We start from the raw sequence: 25305 nt of genomic DNA, 5'->3' as shown, positions 1-25305 counted from the left end.
GCTGCAATCCTTCTAATGAGGGAATACAATGGAGCTCTTCACAAAGCAGCATATATTTATTAAGAATTTTTATACTCATGTCATTCCTCCTTAACAGAAACTATTGCACTTAATCATCTCATCAAGCCATTTATCTATTTTGCTTAGTATCACATACTTATTCCTACCAATCTTCACCACAGGAGCGTCAGCTCTTCTCATAAGCTCCTTAGCTTTATTTTCTGAAATACCCAAGCTAACAGATAAATCTTTATAATTCCCTAACTTCTTAACTAAATCCTTATTATGTTCATCTATTCTTTGTTGTAAACTCATGCTTTCCATTACTTAATCCCCCTTCAATAATAATTTTTCTCTGTGTTCTATTAATGCTCTAAGAGCTGCTTCATGTATATTTTTATCCTTAGGACTTATGTCCCTGGATATTTGATACCTTAAAGCTTTAATCTGCTTTTCTACCTTCTGTATGTCCTTAGGTAATTCAACTCTTAACATTTAATCACCCTTTCATATTCTTCTTACAGAGCCTCTGATACTCCGCTTGTGTCTTTCTATGCAATGTCATTCTGATGTGCTTAAATCTCCAATATGACCACATATAGTGGTTTTAAAATGCTTTAGATATAAAGTGTTTAATCTTCGTCAGAGAAGAATAAAGCAGGTACAGTAGAATTAAGAGCTGCAGCTATAGCTACCATTTGCCCGAAATTCAAAGTTGAATAATTGCCTTTTTCTATAGCAACAATAGTACTTGGAGATATACCCACTGAAAATTCATTGACTAACTTATCTCTTAATTGTTTTTGGGTAAGCCCCATTTTAATTCTTGCAATTTTTACGTTCATTTTTTCACCTCGTTATAGATATTTTTTATCGGTTTAACTACATCTTACAGATAATTTTTATCTATGTCAATAGTTTTATAAACTTTTTATAGATATTTTTTATCGGTTGTGTTATATTCTAAAATAGAGGTGATTATATGAAATATAAAGTTCTAGGTGAAAATATAAAACATTTTAGAAAGAACTTAAGACTTACACAAAAGGAACTAGGAGATAAAATTTTAAAATCTGAAATCTCAATACGAAAATATGAGAGTGGAACAAGCAACATCCCTCCAGCAACTCTTACAGATATATGTAATGTATTGAAAATATCACCGTATGATTTATTAGGCTCTGATTTAATTGCATACATCAATGATAATGGGGATATACACGACATATTAGATAAATCCCGTTTTAATAAAGCCAATGAAAATCGTAAGAATTATTCACTAGAGCAGTATATGTATGCACTTGGATATGAGATTATAATAGATACAGCCGAAGGGGATATAATTCTTAAAGCCCCAGAGGGTGAATATGAAATAACAATGAATGATTTAAATGATATGACAAGTAGCACTGATTCATTTATCAAATTTAAAATATCTGAAATTATCAATAAATCTAGAAAAATAGGTAATTAACACTAAGTACAAACTTGCACTCACTAAAAGTTTATTGTTTTAAAGGTACTAATACCCTGCGTCAAATTTGACGCACCTTATAAATAAGAAAGAAGGTGAATATATGGCTAATAATAAACGTGCAAATGGTGAAGGTACTATACGAAAGAAAGTTATAAAAGGTAAAACATACTGGGAAACTAGAGTTGTTACTGGCTATGATAGTAGTGGTAAGCCTATAAGAAAAAGCTTTTATGGTAAAACCCAGGCTGAAGCTTTACAGAAAATGAAGGATTTTAATAAATATAAAGAAGCTGCACCTAATGCAGATAATATGACTTTTGGTCAATGGTATTATACTTATCTATTTGAGTTTAGAAAGCAAGATTTGAAGCCTTCTAGCTTTGAGAGGTATTATAGTATCTACTTAAAATATATTAAGTCTAATCCACGTATATGTAATTGTGAGCTTACTAAGTTAAAGGCCACTACATTGCAAACATATTATAACGCTTTAATCAAAGATGGTGTAAAACCTAGTACTATTAAAACACTTAATCGTTACTTTAAACCATGCTTAAATGAAGCAGTAAAACAAGACTATATAATTAAAAATCCTTGTGTTTATGTATCTTTACCAAAGGATCATACACCAGTTGAGGAAGAATCAGATAAAAAAGTTGTATTTCTTACCCTTGAAGAGCAACAAAAATTTACTAATTATATAAAAGGTCATAAAAATGAAGCTTTATTTCTTCTTGCCTTAGGGACTGGATTAAGAGAAGGTGAACTTTTAGCATTAAAGTGGATTGACATTGATATGGATAATCTAAAATTGAAGGTTACCAGGTCCATTAAAAGAGTTCCTATAATTGATGAAATAACTAATAATAAGAGGAAATATGAAATAGTGGAACAAACTCCAAAGACTAAAAATTCTATAAGAACTGTTCCTATCCCTTCCAAAATCATTCCTGTACTTAAAAGACATAAGGCATCACAAAATAAAACTAGACTTGAAAATGCTGATGTATGGCTTAATAACAACTATGTATTTTGCAATGATGTAGGAGCTCCCATTGATAGTAAAAAACCATTAAGACAGTTTCAATCAATACTTAAAAAGCTAGAAATAAAGCCTATGAAGTTTCATGCACTTAGACACACATATGCAACTAGATTAATTGAAGCTGGAGCAAAGCCTAGTAATGTCCAGGAGCTTATGGGACACTCTGATATAGCCACAACATATATTTATGTTCATGCTACTGAAGAAGGTAAAGTGGAAGAAGTCAAGAAACTAGATTGTCTTTTTGAATAATAAATTTTACCCCAATAAGCTTCAAAAGTTACCCCAACTGTTACCCCAATCAGATGGGGTAACTTTTATTTTTCGCTTAATATTCAACGTGCATATATCACCTAAAAGCCAATAATATCAACACTTATAAGCCAATATTATATTTATGTGGACAACTTATAAACCATTCCCGGTCACCGGCACCAGTAAAAACCTCTTGATTAATCAAGAGGTTTTTTTATATTATAAACTTATTTTAGCAAATAATATCATTAAATATTTAAACTGAAATATAATAATATAAAGTATTATTATTTGGAGTATCTATGATTAATTCAAGAGATTGTAGTTTATATTATGATGAAAATGTATCTAATTTTCTTGTTCAATATAAAAATAAAGATAAATTTAAAGAACAAATAGATAAAATATCCTATGCTTGTGGTGATGTAATTACAGATAATCTAGCTGTAGTAGCAGTGTCCCATTTAGAAATGAATAGATTGTTAAAAGAAGTTCCTCAAATTGTTTTTTTCGACTTTAGAAAAATGTTTGTATTAGGTGAAACATCAAAATCTACTTACCCGCCTTCCGTGGGCAATATAAATTCCATATTAATAAATCCATATTTGAATTTAACTGGTAGTGGAGTTCTAATAGGTATTGTAGATACAGGTATAGATTATCTTAATGCGGAATTCATAAGAGAAGATGATACTTCAAGAATAGTTAGCCTATGGGATCAAACTATCTCAAACAATAGTTCTACCACATATATGGGTACTACTTATTCTAATGAACAAATTAATGCAGCAATTAAAGCTTATAGAAACAATGAAGATCCTTATACCATTGTGCCATCTAAAGATACTATTGGGCATGGTACACAGGTTGCAGGGATTATCGGTGCCAGAGGCAATAACTCTGATGTAAGAGGTATAGCCAATGACAGTGACTTTGTAATCGTAAAGCTCTTTGAATCTACTAATTTTAGAAAAACCTTATTGGAAAATGGTGTAGAGTATACCCCCATCTATAATGCCAGTGAAATTGTAGCTGGAATTGAATATTTAAAAAATGTTGCTGTTGAACTTAAAAGACCTATGGTCATATATTTAGGCTTAGGTTCTACAGAAAGTAGCCACGATGGAAATAGCTTGATTTCTAGATATATGTCCTCTATAGGTACTATTAGAGGAATATGTTTAGTTGCTGGCGTCGGAAATGAAGGAGCTGCTCAAACCCATGCTACTGGTTATATTAAAAATAAAGATGATCCCTCATCTCTAGAACTTAGAATAACCAAAGAAATGAAATTTTTCACATTTAATATATGGGTTAAAAAGCCAAACAGAGCTTCTTTGGTCATAGTATCTCCTACTGGCGAAAGCTCTAGCCTATTAAAATCCAAAGATGTTAATGAACAGAATACTAAATTTGTATTCTTAAACACGAGATCAAGAGTACTATATTTTAATCCGGAACATTTTACTGGCCATGAAGTTATCCATGTAGAATTTTATGACATAAAACCTGGTATATGGACCTTTCGGCTAATAGGAGAATATTTAATTGATGGACGATATGATATTTGGCTACAACCCCATAGTACTTTACCTAATGGTACCGAATTTCTTCAACCTAACCCTCTAAATACACTAACCGAACCATCCACAGCCGTTAATATTGTTACCGTTTCTTATTATGGTGAAGATAATGCTTTAATTTCCACTTCTGGAAGGGGTTTTAATACTAACAACCTAATCAATCCTGATATAGCTACATTAGGCATAAATATTTTAACTACAAAAGTTACTGGTGGCACTACCACCATGTCTGGTAGTTCTGCTGCAAATGCTATAGTTGCAGGAGCCTGTGCAATATTATTAGAATGGGGAATTATTAATGGCAATGATCAAACTATGTATTCTCAAAAAATTAGAAGTTATCTAATGCATGGTGCAGCTAGGAGCAGTTATTACAGTTTTCCTAATCAGGAATTAGGATATGGATATTTAGACCTAGTAGGTGTTTTTAACTTTATAAGTAGAGCCTATTCTACAAATATTCCTGTTACTAGATCTAACACTTGTAATGAATATAATAAAAACCATGATTATATTATATATAATACTAATAATATGTTTATAAGAATTCCAAAATGTATTGTAGGTGATTTTATATGAAGCGAAATTTAGATGTTCCAGATAACATTTTTTATGATGTAAATTACGATCATTATATTGTTCAGTATCAAGGAAATATTCAGCAAGACTTCTCTCAAGAGCCAAATCATTACCTAACTATAATTAATGAAAGATATGCAATCATATCTCTCCCTAAAAATGTGGAAATATCTGTTGGTGACCCTGAATACTCCTCCATTGTATATGTAAAGCCAGCTGAAATGTATACCCTTCAACAGATTACCCCTACAGAAGCCTCTCAAGCAGGTTTCTTACAGTTAGACCTACCTTTAACCTTAAATGGCAGTGGTGTCAATGTAGCAATTCTTGATACAGGCATTGATTACTTAAGCGAAGAATTCATGAGGGATAATGGAGAAACTAGAATAGAGTGTATTTGGGATCAATCAATTCCTTCTAATGGTAAAGCTTTAGATGAGTTTATTCCATATGGTTCTGTATATGAAAAGGATGATATTCAGTCTGCTATACAAGCAGCTAGAGAAGGAAAATCACCCTATGATATAGTACCAACCATAGATGAAGTTGGTCATGGCACAAATATGGCTGGGATAATTGGAGCCACCGGTAAAAATCCCCAGTTAAAGGGTGTGGTCCCAAATTGTGATTTTGTAATTGTAAAACTAATTGAAGATTTTTCCTACAAATCACAATTTAATGTTAAAGTTCCACTTTATAATATAACTACTATTTTTGCAGCCCTAGAATTTTTATATAGATACTCTTTAACTTCCACTAAACCAATGGTAATTCTTTTTCCTCTTGGTACTAATTTAGGTAACCATAAGGGAACTGGAATCTTAGAGCAGTATATAGAGTCTTTAAGCCAAAATAGTGGATTTATAGTGGTTGTTCCAACTGGCAATCAAAGAGATAAAGGATGCCATACTTCTGGAATACTATCCGAACCTGGAGAACTTCATATAGTAGAAGTTGATGTATCTCCAGAACAAAATAGTCTTTGGATGGATATTTGGGTAGATTCACCTAATATCATGTCAGTAGAAATTATCTCTCCCTCCGGTGAAAGCACTGGTATTATTGGAGCCGTAATTAATGATACAGAATATTACGATTATATATTCGAAAGGACTTCAGTCAAAGTTAATTACCATTTACCTGAAGATATTACCGGTGATGAATTAATACGAATTAGATTTTATGATATACAATCAGGCATATGGAAACTTAGATTGATTACAAATACTGTTTTAAAAGGTAACTTTAATGCTTGGATTCCAGAAGAGGGCTTAACTGTTGGTGGTACTCACTTTAGCTATGCAGATCCCTTTGGGACATCTACTAATCCAAGCAATTCCCCTTATGTAATCTCTGTTGCTGCTTATAATCAAAGCAATAATTATCTTCTAAACTACTCTGGTGCAGGTTTTAACAACCTTAAATTTAATTACGTTGATATAGCAGCTGGTGGTGTAAATGCTATAACAGTAGCTCCTAACAACGAAATTGCAACAGTTAATGGCACCTGTGTAGCTGCTGCTGTTGTTGCTGGTGCTTGTGCTATGTTATTTGAATGGGGATTTACTAGACTTAATGATCCTTACATGTATTCTCAATCTATGAAAACCTATATAGCAAGAGGCGCTGTACAACGTCTTGGTGATATATATCCTAATCCTCAATGGGGCTATGGATTATTAAATATACTTAAAATGTTTCAAAATATGATTTAACTATACTGGTAAAACCCTAATCATAAAACATACTATGATTAGGGTTTTGTAACTTTTCTTCTTTTAAACTCTTTTTTAACACATACTCACTTTAACATTTTTACCTATATTACTAAGTATCTTTTCTAATTCTCTTATTATTCCTAATTTTATAGTATAACTAATATGACTATTGGAATCATCATGAACAGGATTTATTGCATTCCCTATAAAAAAATTTATATCAGTTGATTCTTCAAATAAAATTTTTGCTATCATGGAAGCTCCGTCTATTTTATTCCTTAAATCTAAGGATATATTTGATGTAACACTATATTGTTTAGCAATATTTAAAACTTTTTCCAAAGTTATAACTCCTTCTGTAACTAAATCTACTCCTTCAATACACGCAGTTGATGGTATTTCCTCATTGCATGTATTGTTGTTTATTACAATAGGCTTATTTAAATATCTACTTGCTATCTTAGCCGTAGTTCCTCCACAAATTATCTTCTTACCTTTTCTTGAAAAAAAAAGTTTTAATACCTTATTATCATCTTCTTTATGCTCTGGTGGACCTATCATAAGATTTACTACTTTTCTCTCACAAATTTTAAACACAGCAACGGTTATGTCATCATCTGGGGAATTTAAATATAAATCCATAGATGCATTTGCTATGGTTGCCGCCATCCTTTGTGGTGACATATCCGGAGTATACCATCTCTGAACATATTCTATAACACTTTCTCTTCTCCACCCATTTTTTGTAGTTCTTCCGAGTCCAGCACTTGTAACTCCATCAGTTAAAAGTATTATCATATCTCCTATATAAAGCTTAATATTACTTTCATGTATTTCTTTTTCATATATAACTTTGCACATTGAATCATATACAACGTTTTTCCCTTCTCTAATTAAAATTACTGAAGGATTATCAAATTGTGCTAAATATGCATCACCTCGTTGATAAATTTGAAGTATAGTAAAAGTTGAATATGCCATATTTCTAACCTTGCAAACTGGTAAGCTTTTAGCTATTGTATATACGCTTTCCTCTATAGACATATTACTAGCCATCATGGTGCCTAATATCTTTGATGTTAAAGTTGCTAGTATATTAGCCTTAATACCACTTCCCAACCCATCAGACAATACAAATGTAGTCTTATCTTTACCTTTTATTGTAGTATAAAAATCTCCAGAGATAGATTCACCATGTTTGTTAAAGCTTGCAAATCCGCTTTCCAAAAACAAATTAGTCATAATCCTCTTCCTCCATAAGTATTGCTTCTTTAAGGTCTGTAAGTGCTACTTGAGTTTCAGCTGCTGTTTCTCCAAGTAATGATGCAATCTCATGTACAATACACATATGCTTTTCAACAATTTTATCAGTTATCTCTGCTCTAAGTGTCTTTTCTTTAATTAATTTCTCTCTTTTTAGTTTTAGTTTAGTTATATCCTTCATTATACAAATAACAATTCCGCTATTTTTATCATATATAAAATTCTGTTTAACAAACTTACCGTATTCAGGCAAGTAAACATTTTCATTTTCTGCATTCTCTTCTTTGCTTATTACCTTTATAAAATCAAATTCATCTAAAATTCTAGATACTGAAAACCCAATAATGTCTCTGGAATTTTGAATTTCAAATATGTCACAAGCTGATTTATTAATCTGTTGAACTTTTAAACTAGTATCTACAGTAAGAATAGCATTAGGTGTAACACTTATAATCTTATCTGAAAAAGATTCTGCTTTTTCCTTCATATAGGGTAAACACATACTTATTTCTGCTTTTCCTAAAATTACTGCTATTGCCTTTTCTCTACAAGTTGAATACCCACAAGTTCCACAGTTCAATTCATCTTGAATACTATTTTTCCCCATTTTTCTTAATATACTGCTAATCTCCCTATCACTAGGAGATTGAACAACTACTTGTTCATCTGTAATTCTTCTACTTGTATCAATACTATATTTTAAATCAAAATCAGTAGGATTACATTCATTCAATGCTATACTTTCTACCTTATTCATTGAAGATATTCGTAAGGATTTGTTATGAGATGATGCTGGACCATTTATGCAACTACCACTACATGCACTCATTTCAATAAAACAATTATCTAGATTATTATTAATTATTTCTTTTAGGGTTTCTATACAATTATCTAGACCATCAATAGCAATATATCTATACTCAGAACTTTTATTCATTGTATTCAAAATTCCTCCAGTTATGGGGAATAATCTGGAAACATAAGTGCTTTTATCTATGTTTATATTATCTTCAAATTTTAATCCTTCTTCATTTATCCAAATATCTAACTCTTCAAAAGTAATGGTTATATCATTGTATTCTTCTCCACTTCCACATTCTTCTTTTTTAGATATGCATGGACCAATAAACACAACAATAGCATCCTTCATATTACTTTTCAATAATTTACTATGAGCTTGCACTGGTGAAATTACAGGTGCTAAATACTTTAACGCTTCTGGATAATGCTTCTGAACTAATTTAACAACCGTAGGACAACATGAAGATATAATTACATTTTTCCAATGATTATTAATCAAATTTTCATATTCACTTTTGACTATGTATGCCCCTTCTGCCGTTTCAAAAGCATCACTAAATCCAAGCTTTCTTAGCACATTAGCAAATTGTGAAAACTGAGTAACGTTGTAATTTGAAATATAAGAAGGCGCTATACTAGCAATAACCTGTTTCCCCTCCCTGATCAAATTCTTTATAGTTAATACATCATTACGAACTTCTTTAGCATTCTGTGGGCAAACAACCATACAATTACCACATAAAATACAATCTCTTTCAATGATCTGAGCTTGATGATTTTTTACCTCTATAGCTTTAACAGGACAATTTCTAATGCATTTATAACAGTTCTTACAATTAGCTTTTTTAAATTTCAGTATACCCATGGAAAATCTATCCCCTATCATAAAATAAATAATGTAAACTATTTAACAATACTGATTTGATAAAGTTTTAACAATTCAATTGTATAGCCGAATAGTATAATTGTCAATTCTAACTAAGACTCAAATTCCAAGTGCTAAAATATATTCTATAATTTTATTTTCTTAGTGTATATATGTATAAAGTATATTGTTTTCCATAAAAAAACATATGTCTAACATATCTTTTTGATTAAATTAACATTATTATTTCCACATATTATCTGTAAGTTTTTCAATTTGTTTCTTAAGTTTTTCTATCTCTTTATTATTAATAATAAAAATAATTTTTATTATTTAATGGTAAATATTTATAATCCAAACATTACATTTTTATTTATATATATTATACCTAGTATTTTTTCTTATTAGTAGTAATAATTACACCTTAACTTTCATAATTTATAAGGAATAGAGGGGTTGATATTTTGAAAAAGAAATTTCTAATTTTATTTATTATTATAATAACAATAACCACTGGCTGTACAAAGGTAAAGTCATCACTAAATAAAGAAAAAACATATCTTGATTATTACACTCAAGAACTAGTAAGCAATCTTAACAAATCAGAACCAACGCGTATTTCTGTATTTTATAAAGAATTTTTTAAAGAATTTGATTTTCCTTCTACAGAATCTAAAGATATTGTTAGTTTTTTAAATTCCTTAGATGAAAGCTATTTCATAAAAAAACCTAATGATTTACCTGAATCTTATAAATATAAAGTATATATTGAATTCCCAAATAAAAAATATGGCATAACTATATTTAACGAAAAATATATATCTATCTATGATTGGGATGGAAAATATGAAGTTGATTACTTGAATATAACTGAAGTGCCAATTTCCTATAACTTATATGGCATATGTAAGTACTTTACAGAAGAATAGTTACAAATAAAAGAAAATATAAAAGGCAGAAGAATATTTCTTCCACCTTTTATATTTTTCACAACTATTTAAATTATATATCTAATAAAAATGCCTCATAAGCTCTGCAAGTTTCATATATGTCTGCTTTACTTGCAATTTCCCATGGCGCGTGCATATTGTGTAGAGCTACACCTGAATCTATAACTTCCATTCCATATTCAGCAAGAATGTATGCTATAGTACCACCGCCGCCTTGGTCAACTTTTCCAAGTTCTGATGTTTGCCAATAAACATTATGCTTATCCATTACTCTTCTTAATTGAGCAATAAATTCCGGATTTGCATCATTACATCCACCTTTTCCTCTTGCTCCAGTATATTTATTGAATACTACACCCTTACCGAAGAATGCATTATTTTGCTTTTCACTTACTGATGGATAATTTGGATCAAAAGCTGCACTTACGTCTGAAGAAAGCATTTTAGAATTTGCAAGTGCTCTTCTAACTTTAAGTTCACTATAATCTTCAACAAGGTTTACAAGTTCTGCTACAGTGTTTTCAAAGAATCTTGACTGCATTCCTGTAGCACCTTGACTTCCAACCTCTTCTTTATCTACAAGTAATGTGATACAAGTTTTATCTGTATTCTTAATTTTCATCATTGCTTCAAAAGAAGTATATGCACATATTCTATCGTCATGACCATAGGCCATAACCATTGAGCTATCTAAACCATAACTTCTAGCTCTTCCTGCTGGAACAACCTCTAGTTCTGCTGATACAAAGTCTTCCTCTGTAATTCCGTATTTTTCATTAAGAAGTCTTAATATGTTAAGTTTAACTCTATTTTTAGCTTCTTTATCTTCTACTGGTATAGATCCAACACATACATTTAGACTTTCGCCTTCGATTCCTTTAGCTAATGTCTTAGCCATTTGATCTGCAGATAAGTGAACTAGTAAATCTGATATTCCTACTACTGGCTCCCTATCATCTTCACCTATAACTATGTTCACTACACTTCCATCTTTTTTAATCACAACACCATGAATTGCTAGAGGTATAGTAACCCACTGATATTTTTTAATTCCTCCATAGTAATGAGTTTTAAGCATTGCAAAATCTGAATCTTCATATAATGGATTTTGCTTTAGATCAAGTCTTGGTGAGTCAACATGTGCTCCTAATATTTTAAAACCTTTTTCTATAGGTTCTGTTCCTATTAAGAATAATGCAAGAGTTTTTCCCATGCAATTTGCATAAACTTTATCTCCAGCTTTAAGCTTTCTTCCTTCAGCTATGCACTGATTTATATCTAAATATCCGTCTTTTTCTGCCATTTCTATGAATTCAGTAACACATTCTCTTTCAGTTTTACACTTTGACATAAAATCTATATATCTATCTGATAATTCGAATGCCTTATCAAGGTCTTCCTTTCCGTATTTATCCCAGACCAATTCATATTTCTTTTCTAATTTTTTTAAATCTTCCACTAAAATCCCTCCCAATAAAATCATAGTCATATAATTATACTTTTATATTAACTCAACTGAAATTGATTTACAATTCAAATTTGTGAAAATTTCAAATGTATATTATATTTAAATTTATTATAGTAAACTTTATAAGTAAGTGACTAATACAACTTAAAATTTTTATAAAATTATTCTTTAAATTATATTTTTTGCACTAAACCTCTTAAGAATTTTGACTATCCATGATTCGCTTTTCAATTGTTTCTACCGCAGTACAATTTGATGTGGCATTATATCTAAAATTAGCTGCTGCAGCTTCGATTATAACCGCTATATTACGGCCTGGCTTTAAAGGTAACACTATTTTCTCTACTTCAACCCCTAGTATCTCCATATACTCTTTATCTACTCCAAGTCTTTCATATTTATCATTTACATCCCAATTAACTAAAGAAATAACTAAGTTAATATTTTTTTGAGAAACTATACAGCTACTACCATAAATTGCTGATAAATCAATAATTCCCATGCCTCTAACTTCAAGCATTCCAGTAGTTATATAAGGACAAGACCCATATAACTTTCCATCTATTTCTTTAATATCTACTGCATCATCAGCTCCAAGCCTATGACCTCTTTTAATAAGTTCCAATGCTGCTTCACTTTTTCCTATTCCACTTTCTCCTATAATCAATATGCCAATTCCGTACACATCTACTAAAACACCATGGAGCCTAGTTTCTGGAGCTAACTCTGAGTCTAAAAAATTACTAACCCTATTAATGAATTTTGTAGTCTTATCAATACTTCTGAGAACAGTAACATTTTTATTTCTTGCTTCTTCTAAAAATTCATCATGTACTTTTAATCCACTTGTAATTATTACTCCAGGTATTGGGAAAGAAAAGTATTTTTTTATTCTACGTATCCTTACTTCTGGATCAAGACACTTTAGATAACTCCACTCAGTTTTACCTACAACTTGAATTCTCTTATTATCGAAATAATCATAGAAACCAGCAAATTGTAATCCAGGCCTATTTATCTCACTTACCACAATATTAGATTCTAAATCTCCTTCTACTAAAACCTCTAAATTATAGTTGTTAACCAAATCTAAAACTTTTACTCCCATCTTGTGCCTCCCCTACCTCATACCTTGCATTTATAATTATTGTTTACCTAAATTCTATTTTACTAATTATTATGTTTTGGGTCTACAGGTTTATATCCACTAATTTGAGCCTTAAAATTTCTTTTAACATTATCTATATACCTTCTTCTTAAAACTTGCTGTCTATTTTTTTCAGCTTCTGTTAAACCAGATTCTTGGCTCTTTTTATATAAAAAGTTTATTTCCTCAATAACTTCTTCTATTTTCATATTATCAATATTTATATATTCTTTATCCATTTTTCCTCCTAATAGTCTATTATATGATTATATAGTAATATCCACCAAATAATTACTATGATGTGAATTATAGTATTATTTATAGGTATTTTTTTAATTATTTTAAATTTATATTTGCTGCGTGTCGCAAAATGTATTATTATATTTACTTTGATATCCGAGAAATGGCTTTAAGTCATCTTCATATATTTACTTATAAGTTTTTTATGATATATTTATCGCTTTTATGGTGATTTTTGTAAAACTTAATATGAATTTGACTATTAATAATCATTAACATTATGCTATATCTCTGTTAAAATAAAAATATAAAGTTTAAGGATGTGATGGTATGTTATTAAAATTTAAATTCCTAAATCAAAAAATTAAATCTTTTAAACTACTACTACATGTACTGCTTAGATTTAAGAGACCTACAGATAATATTGTTGTAATATGCTCTCAACATTTAGATGAATATATCGTAGAATATCAAAAGATGAGTAATAATTCTAATAATGATAAAAAACATAAGAAATTAGCCTAATGCACTTCTACATTTATCATGTTTTGACATTTTAAAATATCATCATAATGTTTATTAATATAATTATAATTTTTGTCTGTATTGTCAATATATAGCTTAAATGAAATATCACAGTTAAGGGTATTAAAAAAATATTTACCTATAGTTTCCATAGGGGTAAACATATTATTCCATGAACTGCCCCCATTAAATATAAATATACCCTGTTTTCGTTCTTTTGTATTTTGTTTGAAAATAAACTTTTTACTCCAGAGCACTTGACACCTATCTATCAATGATTTTAATGGTGATGGAAACATACCAAAATACATAGGAGATGCTAAAATGATTATATCACATTCTTGTATATGTTTATAAATATCCGTCATGGAATCTTTAATTGAGCACTCACCTAATACTTTACTACAATATTTACAATCAATACAGGGATTAATATTCATATCATAGCAATTAATATACTTTATCTCCACGTTGAGATTAATACCTTTCAAAATTGAATCTACTATTTTATTTGTGTGACCTTCTTTATTTGGAGAACCATTTATTATGATTATTTTTTTCATAATTAATTATAACTCCATAATTAATTCATCAATATCTACAGGTAAAACTTCTCTATAAAATGCAACTAAAAAATTCATTGAATCATAATCATCTTCAGAAAGCTCATAAGACAGCATTTCATAATCTAAATCATACTCCTCTGAAATTTCATCTACTATATCATTAATATTATCTATTGCAGTATCATTTAAATAAGGTAGAAAGTACTCTTCATACCATTGTTCTCCTTCTCTTTTTTCATCACAATCTTCATTTGCAAATTCTCTAGCTCCTTCAATTTCTAACTCGTCAAATTCGTAAGAAAATTTAACTATGAAGCAATGATCATGCTTTTTTACTTCTATAATATTTTCTAAAGCATTATCTTCTAAAATCTCAATAATTTCTTGTTTATTCATAATATAGTACTCCTTTATTTTTATTTGTTATATTTCTACTACATTTACTTAATTTCTGCATTTCTAAGTCTCTATATGCAAGATTTCTTTAATTAACTGAATTTATAAATTTATATTTTTTTAGGTATTTCTTTATACTCTATATTTTACTTATTATATATAATAAAGCTTAAATTTTACCTTTATTATATAATAATCTAAATTTTAGTATAAATCTATATGAAAGTTTTAAAATAGTCTATTTAAAGTTATTTATAATAACTTTAAGTTCACAAAATAAATAAGAACTGTTAAAAGGTTATATTTATAAATAACCATTTAACAGTCCCACCTATTTTCATATTACCAATAAATAACTTTTATTCTTTACCTTCCACTAATTCGTACATTTCATCAGCTTTTTCCATATAAAGAATTCCTTCTAAATGGTCCATCTCATGACAAAAAACTCTTGCCATAAAATCTTCTACTTCATACTTTACAAGTTTACCATTTTCATTTAATGCTTCAACTATCATTTTTGTAGGTCTTTCAACCAATCCTTCATACCCCACATAGCTAAGACATCCCTCATAATCTCTAGCTGTTTCTTTAGATACTATAATAGCTTTAGGATTAATTAGTATTAAAGGCGAAGAATTATCAGGCGTTAAGTCAATTAATATAACTCTTTTGTTTACAGCAATTTGTGGTGCTGCAAGTCCAATACCTTCAACCGTTGATAATGTATCCTTTAAATCTTGTATTAACTCTCTTATTTCTTCATTTATCTCAACTACAGTATCGCTAACCCTTTTTAAATGTTCATCTCCATATTGAACTATCTTCTTTACTGCCATCTTAAGTTACCCCTTTCATATTCTTTCATAAGTATATTAAAACATATTTTTATATATTTTTCATCCTATGTTTTCAGTGTTTTACTAAAATACTAAGAAAAATAACCTACATAATAGCATAATAAAATTATCAAAGAAATACATCCCCTTAGTATATGATGTTTTAAATTCAGCTTATTAAATAATTTATATCCATGAATTATTGCAGCTACATGTATTGATATCAATCCTAACAAAAGTATATATAACATATTATTTCCACTCTTAAACTGTGTAATAGAAGCAAGTAAAATAGCTATGCTTCCTGTAATCATCAATAAATTAGGGAAAATACTTTCTCTGCTTTCTTTGATGGCCATAGCACAAGCAAACATAGATAATCCACCATAGATTATTATTAAAATCAAGGAAATAAGTTTAAAAGTCATAGCCATATTACTCCTCCTATTCTGAATTTTTTCATTTACAATTCATTCAATTATTTTAAATGTTCTTCAAACCAATTTGTTATTTCTGTAATTCTTCTTATTCTATGCTTAGGTTTTCCACTTCTACTAAGCTCATGGTTTTCTCCTCTAAACATGCAAAGTCTAGCTTCAACTCCATGATATTTTAAAGCTGTGAACATCTGTATACCCTCAGCTAACCAACATCTATAGTCTTCTTCTGAATGTATAAATAAAGTTGGTGTCTTAACTTTATCTGCATATTTAAGCGGTGAATGATACCATAATTTATCCACATTACTCCATGGAGTCCCACCATTTTGATCATCTACAAAATAAAACCCTATATCTGTAGTGCAAAACTTAGAAATCCAGTTAGATATACTTCTTTGAGATGCTGCAGCTTTAAATCTATCAGTATGACCAATTATCCAGTTAGTCATAAATCCTCCATAAGATCCACCAGTTACCCCTACATTGTTTACATCAATATTTTTGTACTTATCTAAAACTATATCCGTAAAAGTCATTATATCATGGTAATCAATAGTTCCATATTTTCCTCTAATGTCTGCATAAGCTCTCCCATGACCATCACTACCCCTTGGGTTACAAAAGAATACAAAGTACCCCATATTAGCCCAAAGTTGCATCTCATGATAAAAAACTTCACCATACACAGTTTTAGGTCCACCATGAATATCTAAAATAGCAGGATATTTTTTATTTTCTTCAAAGTCTACAGGTTTTAATACCCATCCTTCTATTACAACACCTGGTTCTGTTTCAACCTCAACTCTTTCTGGTTTCGAGATTTTTAATTCATCATGAATCCACTGATTAAATTTTGAAATTTCACACTCTATATCATCTTTTAAAGAATATATTTCTTGTAACTTTTGATTTCTAAGGCCTATAAATAATATATTACCATTCTTAATATCAAAACAATCTACAGACCCTTTATTGAAACTTATTTTTTCTATATTTCCATCTATATTGATTCTGTTTATATAAGAACTATCTATTTCTGTAGTTATAAAATATAAGTATTTACTATCTCTTACAATAGATTTTCCTCCTCCATATCTACAATCTGAACCTACAGAATTCCATGTACTTTTATCAAAATCTGGAGTTAATAAGGTTTTAATCTTAGTATTTATATCTATTAGATAGAATTTACCATCTTCATTAATTCCATACTCTTTCATATCACTTCCAAGTACTATTAATTTATCTTCATCCATGAAATTTACATAGCTATAAGAAAATTTTTCTTCTCCGTTAATTAAAGAAAGCTTATCTAATTTAATATTATAAATATATAGCTCATCATTAATTTCTGCCTTATCTTTATAGGAGCTTGCAGCAAATACTGCCTTACTTTTATCTTCACTTAATTCTAATGACATAACCGAAGTATACTCATCAGTTATTAAATTTATCTCCTCTGTACTTACTACATATTTATATAATCCACTTCTCTTTTTATTAGTGAATCCACCACCATTGCTCCAAAATGGAATCTCATCTAAAACTTCATAGTCCTTCTCTTCTTTTCTACACTTTAATTCCTCAGCTTTTTCAGCATCAGAAAGTCCAATTGAACTTTTTCCCCCTACTTTATGAATCCCCGTGAATAGGAATGTATCTTCATCCACCTCAACTATAGTATCAACTAACATAGGAATTTTAAAAGCCTTAACAGCTTCTCCACCACGGATATTTAACTTGTAGAATTGAGTAAATTCATCACCATCTTCAAGTTTCTTTTTATCCTTACTATCTCTTACTCCTTGAAATAATATAGTCTCATTATCTTGGAGCCATATATAACTTCTTTCTTTATTAAAAGCAGTCAATTGATGATACTTATTTAAAGTTAAATCATAAAGCCACAAATTAGAATCATATGTGTTATCCTCTAAATTACAATTAGATACTACAAAACAAGCCGAATCTCCCTTTGGTGAATAGTTTAGAGATGATAAAAAATTATATTTTGTAAAATCTTCTAGTTGAATGTTTTTCATGGCGCTCCCCCCCAATTACATATTGAAATAATTATACCATATTTTAACTTCATTGTAATTATTATAATTTCCCTTATTAACATACTTCACTATTTTTTTCTTAAACTAAACTAATTAATCATTGTACAGCTTTATTCCTTGCAGAACAATAAAACAAACATCTTTTTTAAATTTCACTTACTTGATTTATATAGAGTTACATTATCAAAATTTTATCATACATATCACAAAAACATATGTACGTAATCCTATAATTAATATATAATGTATTTAACTACTGAGCAGATATTATAGCTTTAATAATTAGTAGTAAAACAAAAGATGACAGGTGAAAAAATGACAAAACAAACACATGAATCTGGTGGATTTTTAATTGGAGTTATAACTATTTACCCAATGATCCTAAAGAACTTAAACAATTACCTATTAATTTATCAGTTATTATTGATAATTTTATATTTTCGCGCAGTAAATATTGGAGCACTCTTTCCTGATATAGATCTTAAAAGTTCTTATATAAGCAAAAGATATCCGTTAATTTCAAAATCCTTAGGTAAAAAATTTAAACACAGAGGTTTTACTCATAGTTTATTGTGTTTAATAGTATTATATATAGTTTATATTTTTTTTATTTACATAAGCAACTGGAATGTTGTAATAGAAATATTATGCTATGGCTTTTGGTTTGGGTATGCATCACATATATTTCTAGATTTATTTACTCACCAAGGAGTAGAATTATTATTTCCACTAAAAATTAATATTAATTTCCTTAATCTTAAAACTAATTCAATAGGTGAAAAAATCTTTAATAAAATATTAAAGATTTTATATTTACTACCATTATCATATTATATTTATAAAATTTATATTTATTTTCTACTATAACCTAATATGAATAAAGCTTGTATTATAATCTACTACATTCATAATTGCAGTAGCTATAGTACAAGCTTTAATATAATATTAAATATTTTCTGCCATATCTTTTGAACCTTTTTCTGAAGGCTTTAGTTGAGAAATTATTATAGCTATAAATATAAGTATACATCCAACTAAGCCTCTAGCACCAATTCTTTCTCCTAAGAACATAGCACCTCCTAATGCACCAAATACAGATTCCATGCTAAGAAGTATAGCTGCATGTGACGGTTTTGCATTTTTTTGTGCTACTACTTGAAGAGTATAGGCAACTCCTACAGATAAAAGGCCACCATATAATATTGATACCATAGCTCCAGAAATCCCTACCATATTAATATCTTCAAATATAATAGCCATTACTAAACTTAAAATTGAACATGTAGCAAATTGTACACTTGATAACTTTAATGGATCTATTTTTTTAGTAAAGTTGTCAATTAATAAAATATGTATAGCCCATCCTACAGATCCTATTAATACTAATAAATCACCATTTGATATAGAAAAATCTTCATTAATGCTTAATAGATATAATCCAATAATTGCTATAACTATTCCTATCCAAGTACTTTTATTAACCTTTTGCTTTAAAAATAATCCTAATATAGGAACTATAACCATATAGAGTCCAGTAATGAAACCAGCCTTTCCGGCAGTTGTACCCATAACTCCCATTTGCTGAAGACTTGTTGCTATAAACAAGGCACAACCCGCAATTATCCCAGCTTTAACTGTAAGTTTTAAAGAATCTCTATCATCATTTTGGGTTTTCTCATTTTCTCCCTTTTTCTTATTTAAAAATAAAATTAAGGGTATCAACGATATACCTCCAAGGGCAAACCTAATACCATTATATGTAAAAGCTCCTACATGTTCTGCTCCTACCTTTTGAGCTACAAATGCTAAGCCCCATATTGCAGCTGTAAGTAGAAGTAAAATATTTGCTTTTAGTTGAGTCTTAGTCATAATAATCCCCTTTCAATTTAAACCTTTTTCATTATGAGAAAATTTATTTCTCATAATGAATAATCTATATGTTTTTTAACATATACTTATTAAATTCTACAAATTTTTCATTATTCCTCTTTTAAATAAAATTTTATTAGTACTATAATTTTATTACTTAAATATATGTTATTATTATATATTTAAGTGTATAATTACTATAAATAAACTTATGTGTGAATAATAACTATAGTAAGGAGGCGTTTAAATGAAATTTATAAAGAAGAATGGAAAGGTTGTTTCCTTTGAACCATCAAAAATTAAAACTAGTGTTGAAAATGCTGGCTCTGATGTAGATATTCAACTTAACTCTAAAGAACTAGAACTAATTGTTTCAGATGTAGAGTCAATCTTAATATCTTTATCTAGAGAAATAACTACTGGTTATGAAGTAAGAAGTATTGTAGTAGAAGCATTAATTAAATATGGATATAAAAATATAGCTGAGTCATATATGCTAAATATACTTTAATCCTAAATCAGTTAAAAAAGCACAGTATCTACTGTGCTTTTATTGATCCTCTATACATATTTTTTTAACTTTTTAACTAAGAATACTGATAAAATGATTTTTAACATATCTCCAATTAAAAATGGTACTACACACATAATCAACGCCTCTATTAGTCCATTTTGAGTTATATACATAAACCATACTGTTCCTACGAAGTAACATCCTAAGATACCTACTACCATAGCCACTGTATAAGAATATATACTGTTCCCTAACCTTTTAACTATAACTCCAATTATAATTGTAATTATAATATATCCTACTATATATCCTCCTGTAGGACCAACTAGAATTCCAAGCCCCCCTGTAAAGTTTGCATAAACAGGAACTCCAATAGCTCCAATTATTACATATACCAATTGACTAATTGCACTTATCTTAGATTCTAACAAGCCTCCTGCAATAAAAACTGATATCATGGCAAGATTTATAGGAACAGGAGTAAATGGCAGTGGTATTGATATTTGTGAGAGAATAGCTGTTAATGCAGCAAAAATAGCGCATAATATAATGTTCTTAGTTGTAATTTTCAATGTTGTACCTCCCATATTAATACTTATTATATTTATTTCAAATATTTATTCCCTCATATATTAACATATGTGTACATCCAATTCTATAGCTTTTGCGAAAATTGTAATCCTTTTATTAAGATTAGGTTTACAATTTCTTTTGTGGATTTTTTAAATTGTACCTCTACTAAAAAATATTACACGAATCCTTATGAAATGTTCAACTTTGTTTGAAACATGCTCAGAGGTATCTTATACAAAACACTTCTTATATGTAATATATTTCCTAAGAAATATTTTGTAAATGGTTATAATATTTCTTAGTAAGTTCATATAATTTTTCAAAGTTTTTATTTATCCATACAATAAGTTCCTTAGCCTGTTCTTTTGCATCTCTATATTGTTTTTCTGTTATTTCCTTATTATTTAAAGCCTCCTCTAATTCCTCTTCGTCTAATAAAATTACTTCTCCTGTAGTTAACACTACTATATCCAAAAATAAATCATCATAGAAAGGTATTCCATCCTCAGTAAGTTCATATTTTTTTGAAATGTCAAAATACCATTGAATTATATTGTGTTTTTCATCAATCATAACTGTTAATACATAGTTTTTATTTTCTGGAAAATACTGAATCCAAGAATATTCCTTATCCACAATACAATAATCCACACCCTTAGTTTGTATAATTAAGGGTTCTGTTATCTCTTTCATATGGATACTTGATATATATCCTCTTAACTCTTCATTATCTATGAATTCAATTTTAAACTCTTTCCTTAATACTCTACTCCAATCTGGCTTATTAGCAAATCTTCTCTTCATTATATATCGTCTCCTTATAATGCTTATTAATATAATCTACTCTTGTAAATTAATCTCTATTTCCCTAATCGATCTATCATTTTTAACTACAATTTCTGCAGATATCTTGTCCACCTTAGAAAAAAACTTTTCTTTCACGTTTCCAATTTTTTTATACGCAATATTTAGCTCTTCCTCAGAACTAAATTTACCAATAGTCATATGAGGTATAAATTCAACCTGACTTAACCACTGTGGCTTATACGCCTTAAGTATTCCATCATATAATCTACTGTGAATTTCTCTTATCTCTTCTTTGCCTTTCTTTACCTCTAAACATAAATATAAACTTGAATCACTGCTAATTTTTATTATTCCTTCAAGTTCCACATTAAAGGGCTTTACACCCTTTAATGCTTCATTCATCCAATTCTTCAATTGGTACTCTTTAATTTTACTTTCAAAAGGAAAGACTAACGTTATATGAGGGCTCACATTATTTACAAAAGGATCATAAGTTTCTCTTATTTCATTAATTGTATTTATATTTTGAAACTCTGGAAATATCATTATACATCTTTTTATATCATTACCCATAGCTACTCCTATCCAGATATATATTATCAATATATAAAGTTTATTCTAGCTTAAACTAAAAATTTATTGTAATTATAATTATATATATAACTATATCTATATTAATTTTCTATAATAACTATTGATATTAAATTATCACTAAGTAGTTATTATATTATTTTACTTTTGGAAAAGATACTCTCTATGTAATACCCAAGTATTAGTCTCCCACCTATAAATACTTACATTATCAAAATAGCCGTGAAAATTGCATGGATACTTATTTACATAATTCCAAAGATCATAATATATGCTTTTTATTCTTTTTGAACTTATGGTAATATGAAATATTTTATCCTTACCATCTTTATTAGTAAATTCAATATAAGGAATCCTACTCATTTTACTAATTAATTCATCGTTAAGAGCCTTTCCCTCTTCACTCATTATCATATCCATATATATCACTCTATCATCAAAGTGATTATAACCTTTAATCTCTAAAGGCTCTCTTTTATGAGATGTGCAATAATTTTCTATAGATTTCTCTAGTTCTTTAATATCTCCATCATATTCAAAGGGGGCTTTTATAGTAAAATGTGCCGGTAATTTCGAAGACTTAGCCTTAAATTTATCATAAACTTCTTTTCTAAGATTATTATTAAAATCTCCGGCTTCTCCCTTTATAACGGAAACAATAACGTATCTCATTTTATCACTTCCTAACTCCACTTTCTATTATTGAAAAACCCTTCTCTTCACAATCTATTTCAGCTTTTGCTCCATAAGGAATTGTAATCATAGGTGCTGTGTGTCCAAAATTCACATTAAATAGTATTGGTAAATCTTTTAGTTTCAATTCATCTCTTATGACCTTAATAAAAGCTTCCTTATACTCATTATAATAAACATTATCATAAGGTTTTCCAAAAACTATTCCATTTATATTTTGTAAAATTCCTTGAGCTCCATAGTTTCGTAGCCAATATTCCACATAAGTAGGTTCTGGTTTATCTTCTGATGTTTCCAAAAACAATATTCCATCTTTCCACTTGTCACTACTTGGCCATACTTCAGTTCCTTTTAACATTTCTAATACATCAATACAACCACCTATTAAATGTCCTTGAACCTTTCCACTTCCTTGTAATAATTCATATTCCATATTTTTATTTACTTTTCTTGAAATAAATTTATTCTCTACTTCCCAAGGTAGATGTTCACTTGTCCAAATTTCTGATGGTCTAATATTACCAATAACATCATTAGTAAATAAAACTCTATTTATATAAAACTTAGTATAGTCAAACATTTTTATATTTTCTGCAAATTCAGAAAGTACCGCAGGTCCATAAAAGCTACAAATTCCAGCTTTCATACATATAAAATGTGTAACTGTACTATCAGAATAACCAATAAAGATTTTGGGATTATTTCTTATTACTTCGTAATCAATATAAGGTAAAATTCTTATGCTTTCATCGCCCCCGATACAAGAAAAAATACCTTTAATCGAAGGATCTTTAAATGCTTCCATCAAATCCTTTGCCCGTTCTTCTGGATTATTGTATACATATTCTGTACCCTTAAGAGTTGTCTTCATTTCCATAACTTGAAGCCCAAAATCTTCTTGGAGTCTTTTTTTCCCAACTTCATATCTCCAAAGAATATCTTCATCTCCTGCTCCGCCCCAAGATAGACTTATAGTTGCAACTTTATCTCCTTACATTAACATAATGGGTTTTTTAAGTCCCATGGAATTCAAATCATTTCCTTCATTGTTTTTATAATCTGATTTTAACATATCTTCAAAGTTTTTTCCCATTTTTTAACTCCCTCCTACCTAATGCTTATAGGTTTATTTATACTTGCTCCATGATCTAAAGTATATATTCTGCAAACTTTATTAAACAAATGAGGCTGTATTGATGGATAAGTAAGATTTTTAGGTTGATTATCGAATAAGCAAATTTCCCCAATTTCCAAGTTAGGAAGTTCACCTAACTCTTCAATATCCGCAAAGAAAAGTGCCCCATAGGATTCATCATATTCATCATATTCATCAGTGTCATTACTCCCCCTTACAACAGAGTATATATTTATAGGATTAAGTTTAAATTTTATAGCTCCTGTTTCTTCCCTCAATTCTCTATTTGCAGTATCCTTTATACTTTCATTCTCTTCTCTATGTCCTCCTGGAATCTCCCAAGTATCTCTCTCTTTATGCTTTACAAATATCCACTGATTCATATATCTTGCCATTATTACTGCAAATTTCAATTTATAATCATCTATTTCATTAAATTTATAAAAATTAACTTTCATTATTCCACTCCTTATCAATATTAGATTACTCTATAAACAGAGTTCTTAGCTTCTCTGAAGGTTACTAACAGACTTCTTAGTATCAATTTATTTGATACTTAGAAGTCGTTGTCCTTTAGGGAAAATCGTTATCCAGGGACCTAACAGCTCTTGCTCCCACTTTGAAAAAGATGGGGTATTAGAGCTGGTAGTCATCGGATCAACAGAATTCTTAGCTTCTCTGAAGGTTAGAAATCGTTATCCAGGGACGTACCAGCTCTTAACTCCCACTTTGAAAAAGATGGGGTATTAGAGCTGGTAGTCATCGGATCAACAGAGTTCTTAGCTTCTCCGAAGGTTAGAAATCGTTATCCAGGGACGTACCAGCTCTTAACTCCCACTTTAAAAAAAGAGGGAGTATTAGAGCTGGTAGTCATCGGATTAACCTTTATTATATATTACAATA

28 protein-coding genes are annotated in these 25305 nt (G+C 29.3%); 8 read left to right on the top strand and 20 right to left on the bottom strand.

All coding sequences use genetic code 11. The annotated features are described in order from the left end of the window. Positions 1-90: 90 nt before the first annotated feature. The 3 genes from B3J31_RS15655 to B3J31_RS15645 all read right to left on the bottom strand — a co-directional run bounded on the left by B3J31_RS15655 (position 91) and on the right by B3J31_RS15645 (position 845). Positions 91-324: a DNA-binding protein gene (locus B3J31_RS15655; protein ID WP_346867359.1), complete on the bottom strand. Its 234-nt coding sequence runs from the start codon at positions 322-324 to the stop codon at positions 91-93. A 3-nt stretch (positions 325-327) separates the two neighbouring features. Next, on the bottom strand, positions 328-495 hold the full coding sequence (locus tag B3J31_RS15650; RefSeq protein ID WP_346867360.1) for a hypothetical protein: 168 nt from the start codon (positions 493-495) through the stop codon (positions 328-330). Positions 496-632: 137 nt separating this feature from the next. Further along, on the bottom strand, positions 633-845 hold the full coding sequence (locus B3J31_RS15645) for a helix-turn-helix transcriptional regulator (RefSeq protein ID WP_346867361.1): 213 nt from the start codon (positions 843-845) through the stop codon (positions 633-635). 137 nt (positions 846-982) lie between these two features. On the opposite strand from B3J31_RS15645, the gene B3J31_RS15640 reads away from it, so the two are divergent. The 4 genes from B3J31_RS15640 (at position 983) to B3J31_RS15625 (ending at position 6654) form a co-directional block, all read left to right on the top strand. Next, positions 983-1474: a helix-turn-helix transcriptional regulator gene (locus B3J31_RS15640; RefSeq protein ID WP_346867362.1), complete on the top strand. Its 492-nt coding sequence runs from the start codon at positions 983-985 to the stop codon at positions 1472-1474. A 103-nt stretch (positions 1475-1577) separates the two neighbouring features. Beyond that, complete coding sequence (locus B3J31_RS15635) at positions 1578-2774, top strand: site-specific integrase (protein WP_346867363.1); 1197 nt, start codon at positions 1578-1580, stop codon at positions 2772-2774. A 305-nt stretch (positions 2775-3079) separates the two neighbouring features. Beyond that, positions 3080-4939 (top strand): S8 family peptidase, encoded by a 1860-nt coding sequence (locus B3J31_RS15630; protein WP_346867364.1) that lies wholly within the window; start codon positions 3080-3082, stop codon positions 4937-4939. After that, a complete protein-coding gene (locus tag B3J31_RS15625) occupies positions 4936-6654 on the top strand; it encodes a S8 family peptidase (protein WP_346867365.1) in 1719 nt (572 codons plus the stop codon). The genes B3J31_RS15630 and B3J31_RS15625 overlap by 4 nt, the downstream gene beginning before the upstream one ends. A 75-nt stretch (positions 6655-6729) precedes the next feature. On the opposite strand, the gene B3J31_RS15620 is transcribed toward B3J31_RS15625, so the two are convergent. Further along, a complete protein-coding gene (locus tag B3J31_RS15620; RefSeq protein WP_346867366.1) occupies positions 6730-7899 on the bottom strand; it encodes a SpoIIE family protein phosphatase in 1170 nt (389 codons plus the stop codon). Beyond that, positions 7892-9586: a [Fe-Fe] hydrogenase large subunit C-terminal domain-containing protein gene (locus B3J31_RS15615; RefSeq protein WP_346867367.1), complete on the bottom strand. Its 1695-nt coding sequence runs from the start codon at positions 9584-9586 to the stop codon at positions 7892-7894. The genes B3J31_RS15620 and B3J31_RS15615 overlap by 8 nt, the downstream gene beginning before the upstream one ends. A 464-nt stretch (positions 9587-10050) precedes the next feature. Between B3J31_RS15615 and B3J31_RS15610 the strand changes: the two genes are divergently transcribed. Further along, a complete protein-coding gene (locus tag B3J31_RS15610; RefSeq protein ID WP_346867368.1) occupies positions 10051-10515 on the top strand; it encodes a DUF4883 family protein in 465 nt (154 codons plus the stop codon). A 73-nt stretch (positions 10516-10588) separates the two neighbouring features. On the opposite strand, the gene B3J31_RS15605 is transcribed toward B3J31_RS15610, so the two are convergent. From B3J31_RS15605 to B3J31_RS15595, 3 genes are all read right to left on the bottom strand, one after another. Further along, entirely contained in the window at positions 10589-12025 is a 1437-nt protein-coding gene (locus B3J31_RS15605) for an aminopeptidase (protein WP_207656676.1), read from the bottom strand. A gap of 175 nt (positions 12026-12200) precedes the next feature. Then, the gene (gene hprK, locus B3J31_RS15600; RefSeq protein ID WP_150842374.1) at positions 12201-13112 is read right to left on the bottom strand and encodes an HPr(Ser) kinase/phosphatase; all 912 of its coding nucleotides are present in this window, start codon (positions 13110-13112) and stop codon (positions 12201-12203) included. Positions 13113-13174: 62 nt separating this feature from the next. Continuing rightward, positions 13175-13375, bottom strand: a complete 201-nt coding sequence (locus B3J31_RS15595) for a DUF896 domain-containing protein (protein ID WP_035133744.1) — start codon at positions 13373-13375, stop codon at positions 13175-13177. A 346-nt stretch (positions 13376-13721) separates the two neighbouring features. Between B3J31_RS15595 and B3J31_RS15590 the strand changes: the two genes are divergently transcribed. Continuing rightward, complete coding sequence (locus B3J31_RS15590) at positions 13722-13916, top strand: aspartyl-phosphate phosphatase Spo0E family protein (RefSeq protein ID WP_035133703.1); 195 nt, start codon at positions 13722-13724, stop codon at positions 13914-13916. Here the strand turns inward: B3J31_RS15590 and B3J31_RS15585 are convergent. From B3J31_RS15585 to B3J31_RS15565, 5 genes are all read right to left on the bottom strand, one after another. Next, entirely contained in the window at positions 13913-14479 is a 567-nt protein-coding gene (locus B3J31_RS15585; protein ID WP_150842373.1) for an NAD(P)H-dependent oxidoreductase, read from the bottom strand. The genes B3J31_RS15590 and B3J31_RS15585 overlap by 4 nt on opposite strands. A gap of 6 nt (positions 14480-14485) precedes the next feature. Then, positions 14486-14878 (bottom strand): hypothetical protein, encoded by a 393-nt coding sequence (locus tag B3J31_RS15580; protein WP_346867369.1) that lies wholly within the window; start codon positions 14876-14878, stop codon positions 14486-14488. 359 nt (positions 14879-15237) lie between these two features. Further along, positions 15238-15717, bottom strand: coding sequence for a peptide deformylase (gene def / locus B3J31_RS15575; RefSeq protein ID WP_346867370.1), 480 nt, complete (start codon positions 15715-15717; stop codon positions 15238-15240). Positions 15718-15809: 92 nt separating this feature from the next. Further along, positions 15810-16151 carry a hypothetical protein gene (locus B3J31_RS15570; protein WP_346867371.1) on the bottom strand — a complete coding sequence of 114 codons (342 nt, stop codon included), beginning with the start codon at positions 16149-16151 and terminating at the stop codon, positions 15810-15812. Positions 16152-16195: 44 nt separating this feature from the next. Then, positions 16196-18199, bottom strand: coding sequence for a S9 family peptidase (locus B3J31_RS15565; protein WP_346867372.1), 2004 nt, complete (start codon positions 18197-18199; stop codon positions 16196-16198). Between the two features lie 321 nt (positions 18200-18520). On the opposite strand from B3J31_RS15565, the gene B3J31_RS17050 reads away from it, so the two are divergent. Beyond that, positions 18521-19087 (top strand): metal-dependent hydrolase, encoded by a 567-nt coding sequence (locus B3J31_RS17050; RefSeq protein WP_414632875.1) that lies wholly within the window; start codon positions 18521-18523, stop codon positions 19085-19087. 78 nt (positions 19088-19165) lie between these two features. On the opposite strand, the gene B3J31_RS15560 is transcribed toward B3J31_RS17050, so the two are convergent. Then, the gene (locus B3J31_RS15560; RefSeq protein WP_346867373.1) at positions 19166-20089 is read right to left on the bottom strand and encodes a DMT family transporter; all 924 of its coding nucleotides are present in this window, start codon (positions 20087-20089) and stop codon (positions 19166-19168) included. A 247-nt stretch (positions 20090-20336) separates the two neighbouring features. On the opposite strand from B3J31_RS15560, the gene B3J31_RS15555 reads away from it, so the two are divergent. After that, the gene (locus B3J31_RS15555) at positions 20337-20600 is read left to right on the top strand and encodes an ATP cone domain-containing protein (RefSeq protein ID WP_346867374.1); all 264 of its coding nucleotides are present in this window, start codon (positions 20337-20339) and stop codon (positions 20598-20600) included. A gap of 50 nt (positions 20601-20650) precedes the next feature. Here the strand turns inward: B3J31_RS15555 and B3J31_RS15550 are convergent, their stop codons facing one another. From B3J31_RS15550 to B3J31_RS15525, 6 genes are all read right to left on the bottom strand, one after another. Further along, positions 20651-21175 carry a biotin transporter BioY gene (locus tag B3J31_RS15550; RefSeq protein ID WP_346867375.1) on the bottom strand — a complete coding sequence of 175 codons (525 nt, stop codon included), beginning with the start codon at positions 21173-21175 and terminating at the stop codon, positions 20651-20653. Between the two features lie 265 nt (positions 21176-21440). Continuing rightward, on the bottom strand, positions 21441-21980 hold the full coding sequence (locus B3J31_RS15545; protein ID WP_346867376.1) for a DUF402 domain-containing protein: 540 nt from the start codon (positions 21978-21980) through the stop codon (positions 21441-21443). A 36-nt stretch (positions 21981-22016) separates the two neighbouring features. After that, entirely contained in the window at positions 22017-22556 is a 540-nt protein-coding gene (locus B3J31_RS15540) for a 2'-5' RNA ligase family protein (RefSeq protein WP_346867377.1), read from the bottom strand. Positions 22557-22715: 159 nt separating this feature from the next. Then, on the bottom strand, positions 22716-23246 hold the full coding sequence (locus tag B3J31_RS15535) for a 2'-5' RNA ligase family protein (RefSeq protein ID WP_346867378.1): 531 nt from the start codon (positions 23244-23246) through the stop codon (positions 22716-22718). 4 nt (positions 23247-23250) lie between these two features. Beyond that, complete coding sequence (locus B3J31_RS15530; RefSeq protein WP_346867389.1) at positions 23251-24240, bottom strand: S66 peptidase family protein; 990 nt, start codon at positions 24238-24240, stop codon at positions 23251-23253. A gap of 134 nt (positions 24241-24374) precedes the next feature. Next, a complete protein-coding gene (locus tag B3J31_RS15525) occupies positions 24375-24860 on the bottom strand; it encodes an NUDIX domain-containing protein (protein WP_167402800.1) in 486 nt (161 codons plus the stop codon). Positions 24861-25305 lie beyond the last annotated feature (445 nt).

The organism is Clostridium sp. UBA5988, assembly GCF_002435615.1.
Lineage (GTDB): Bacteria > Bacillota > Clostridia > Clostridiales > Clostridiaceae > Clostridium_J > Clostridium_J sulfidigenes.
Note: the sequence above shows the minus strand (reverse complement) of the source record. Positions and strands in the feature narration are given on the sequence as shown.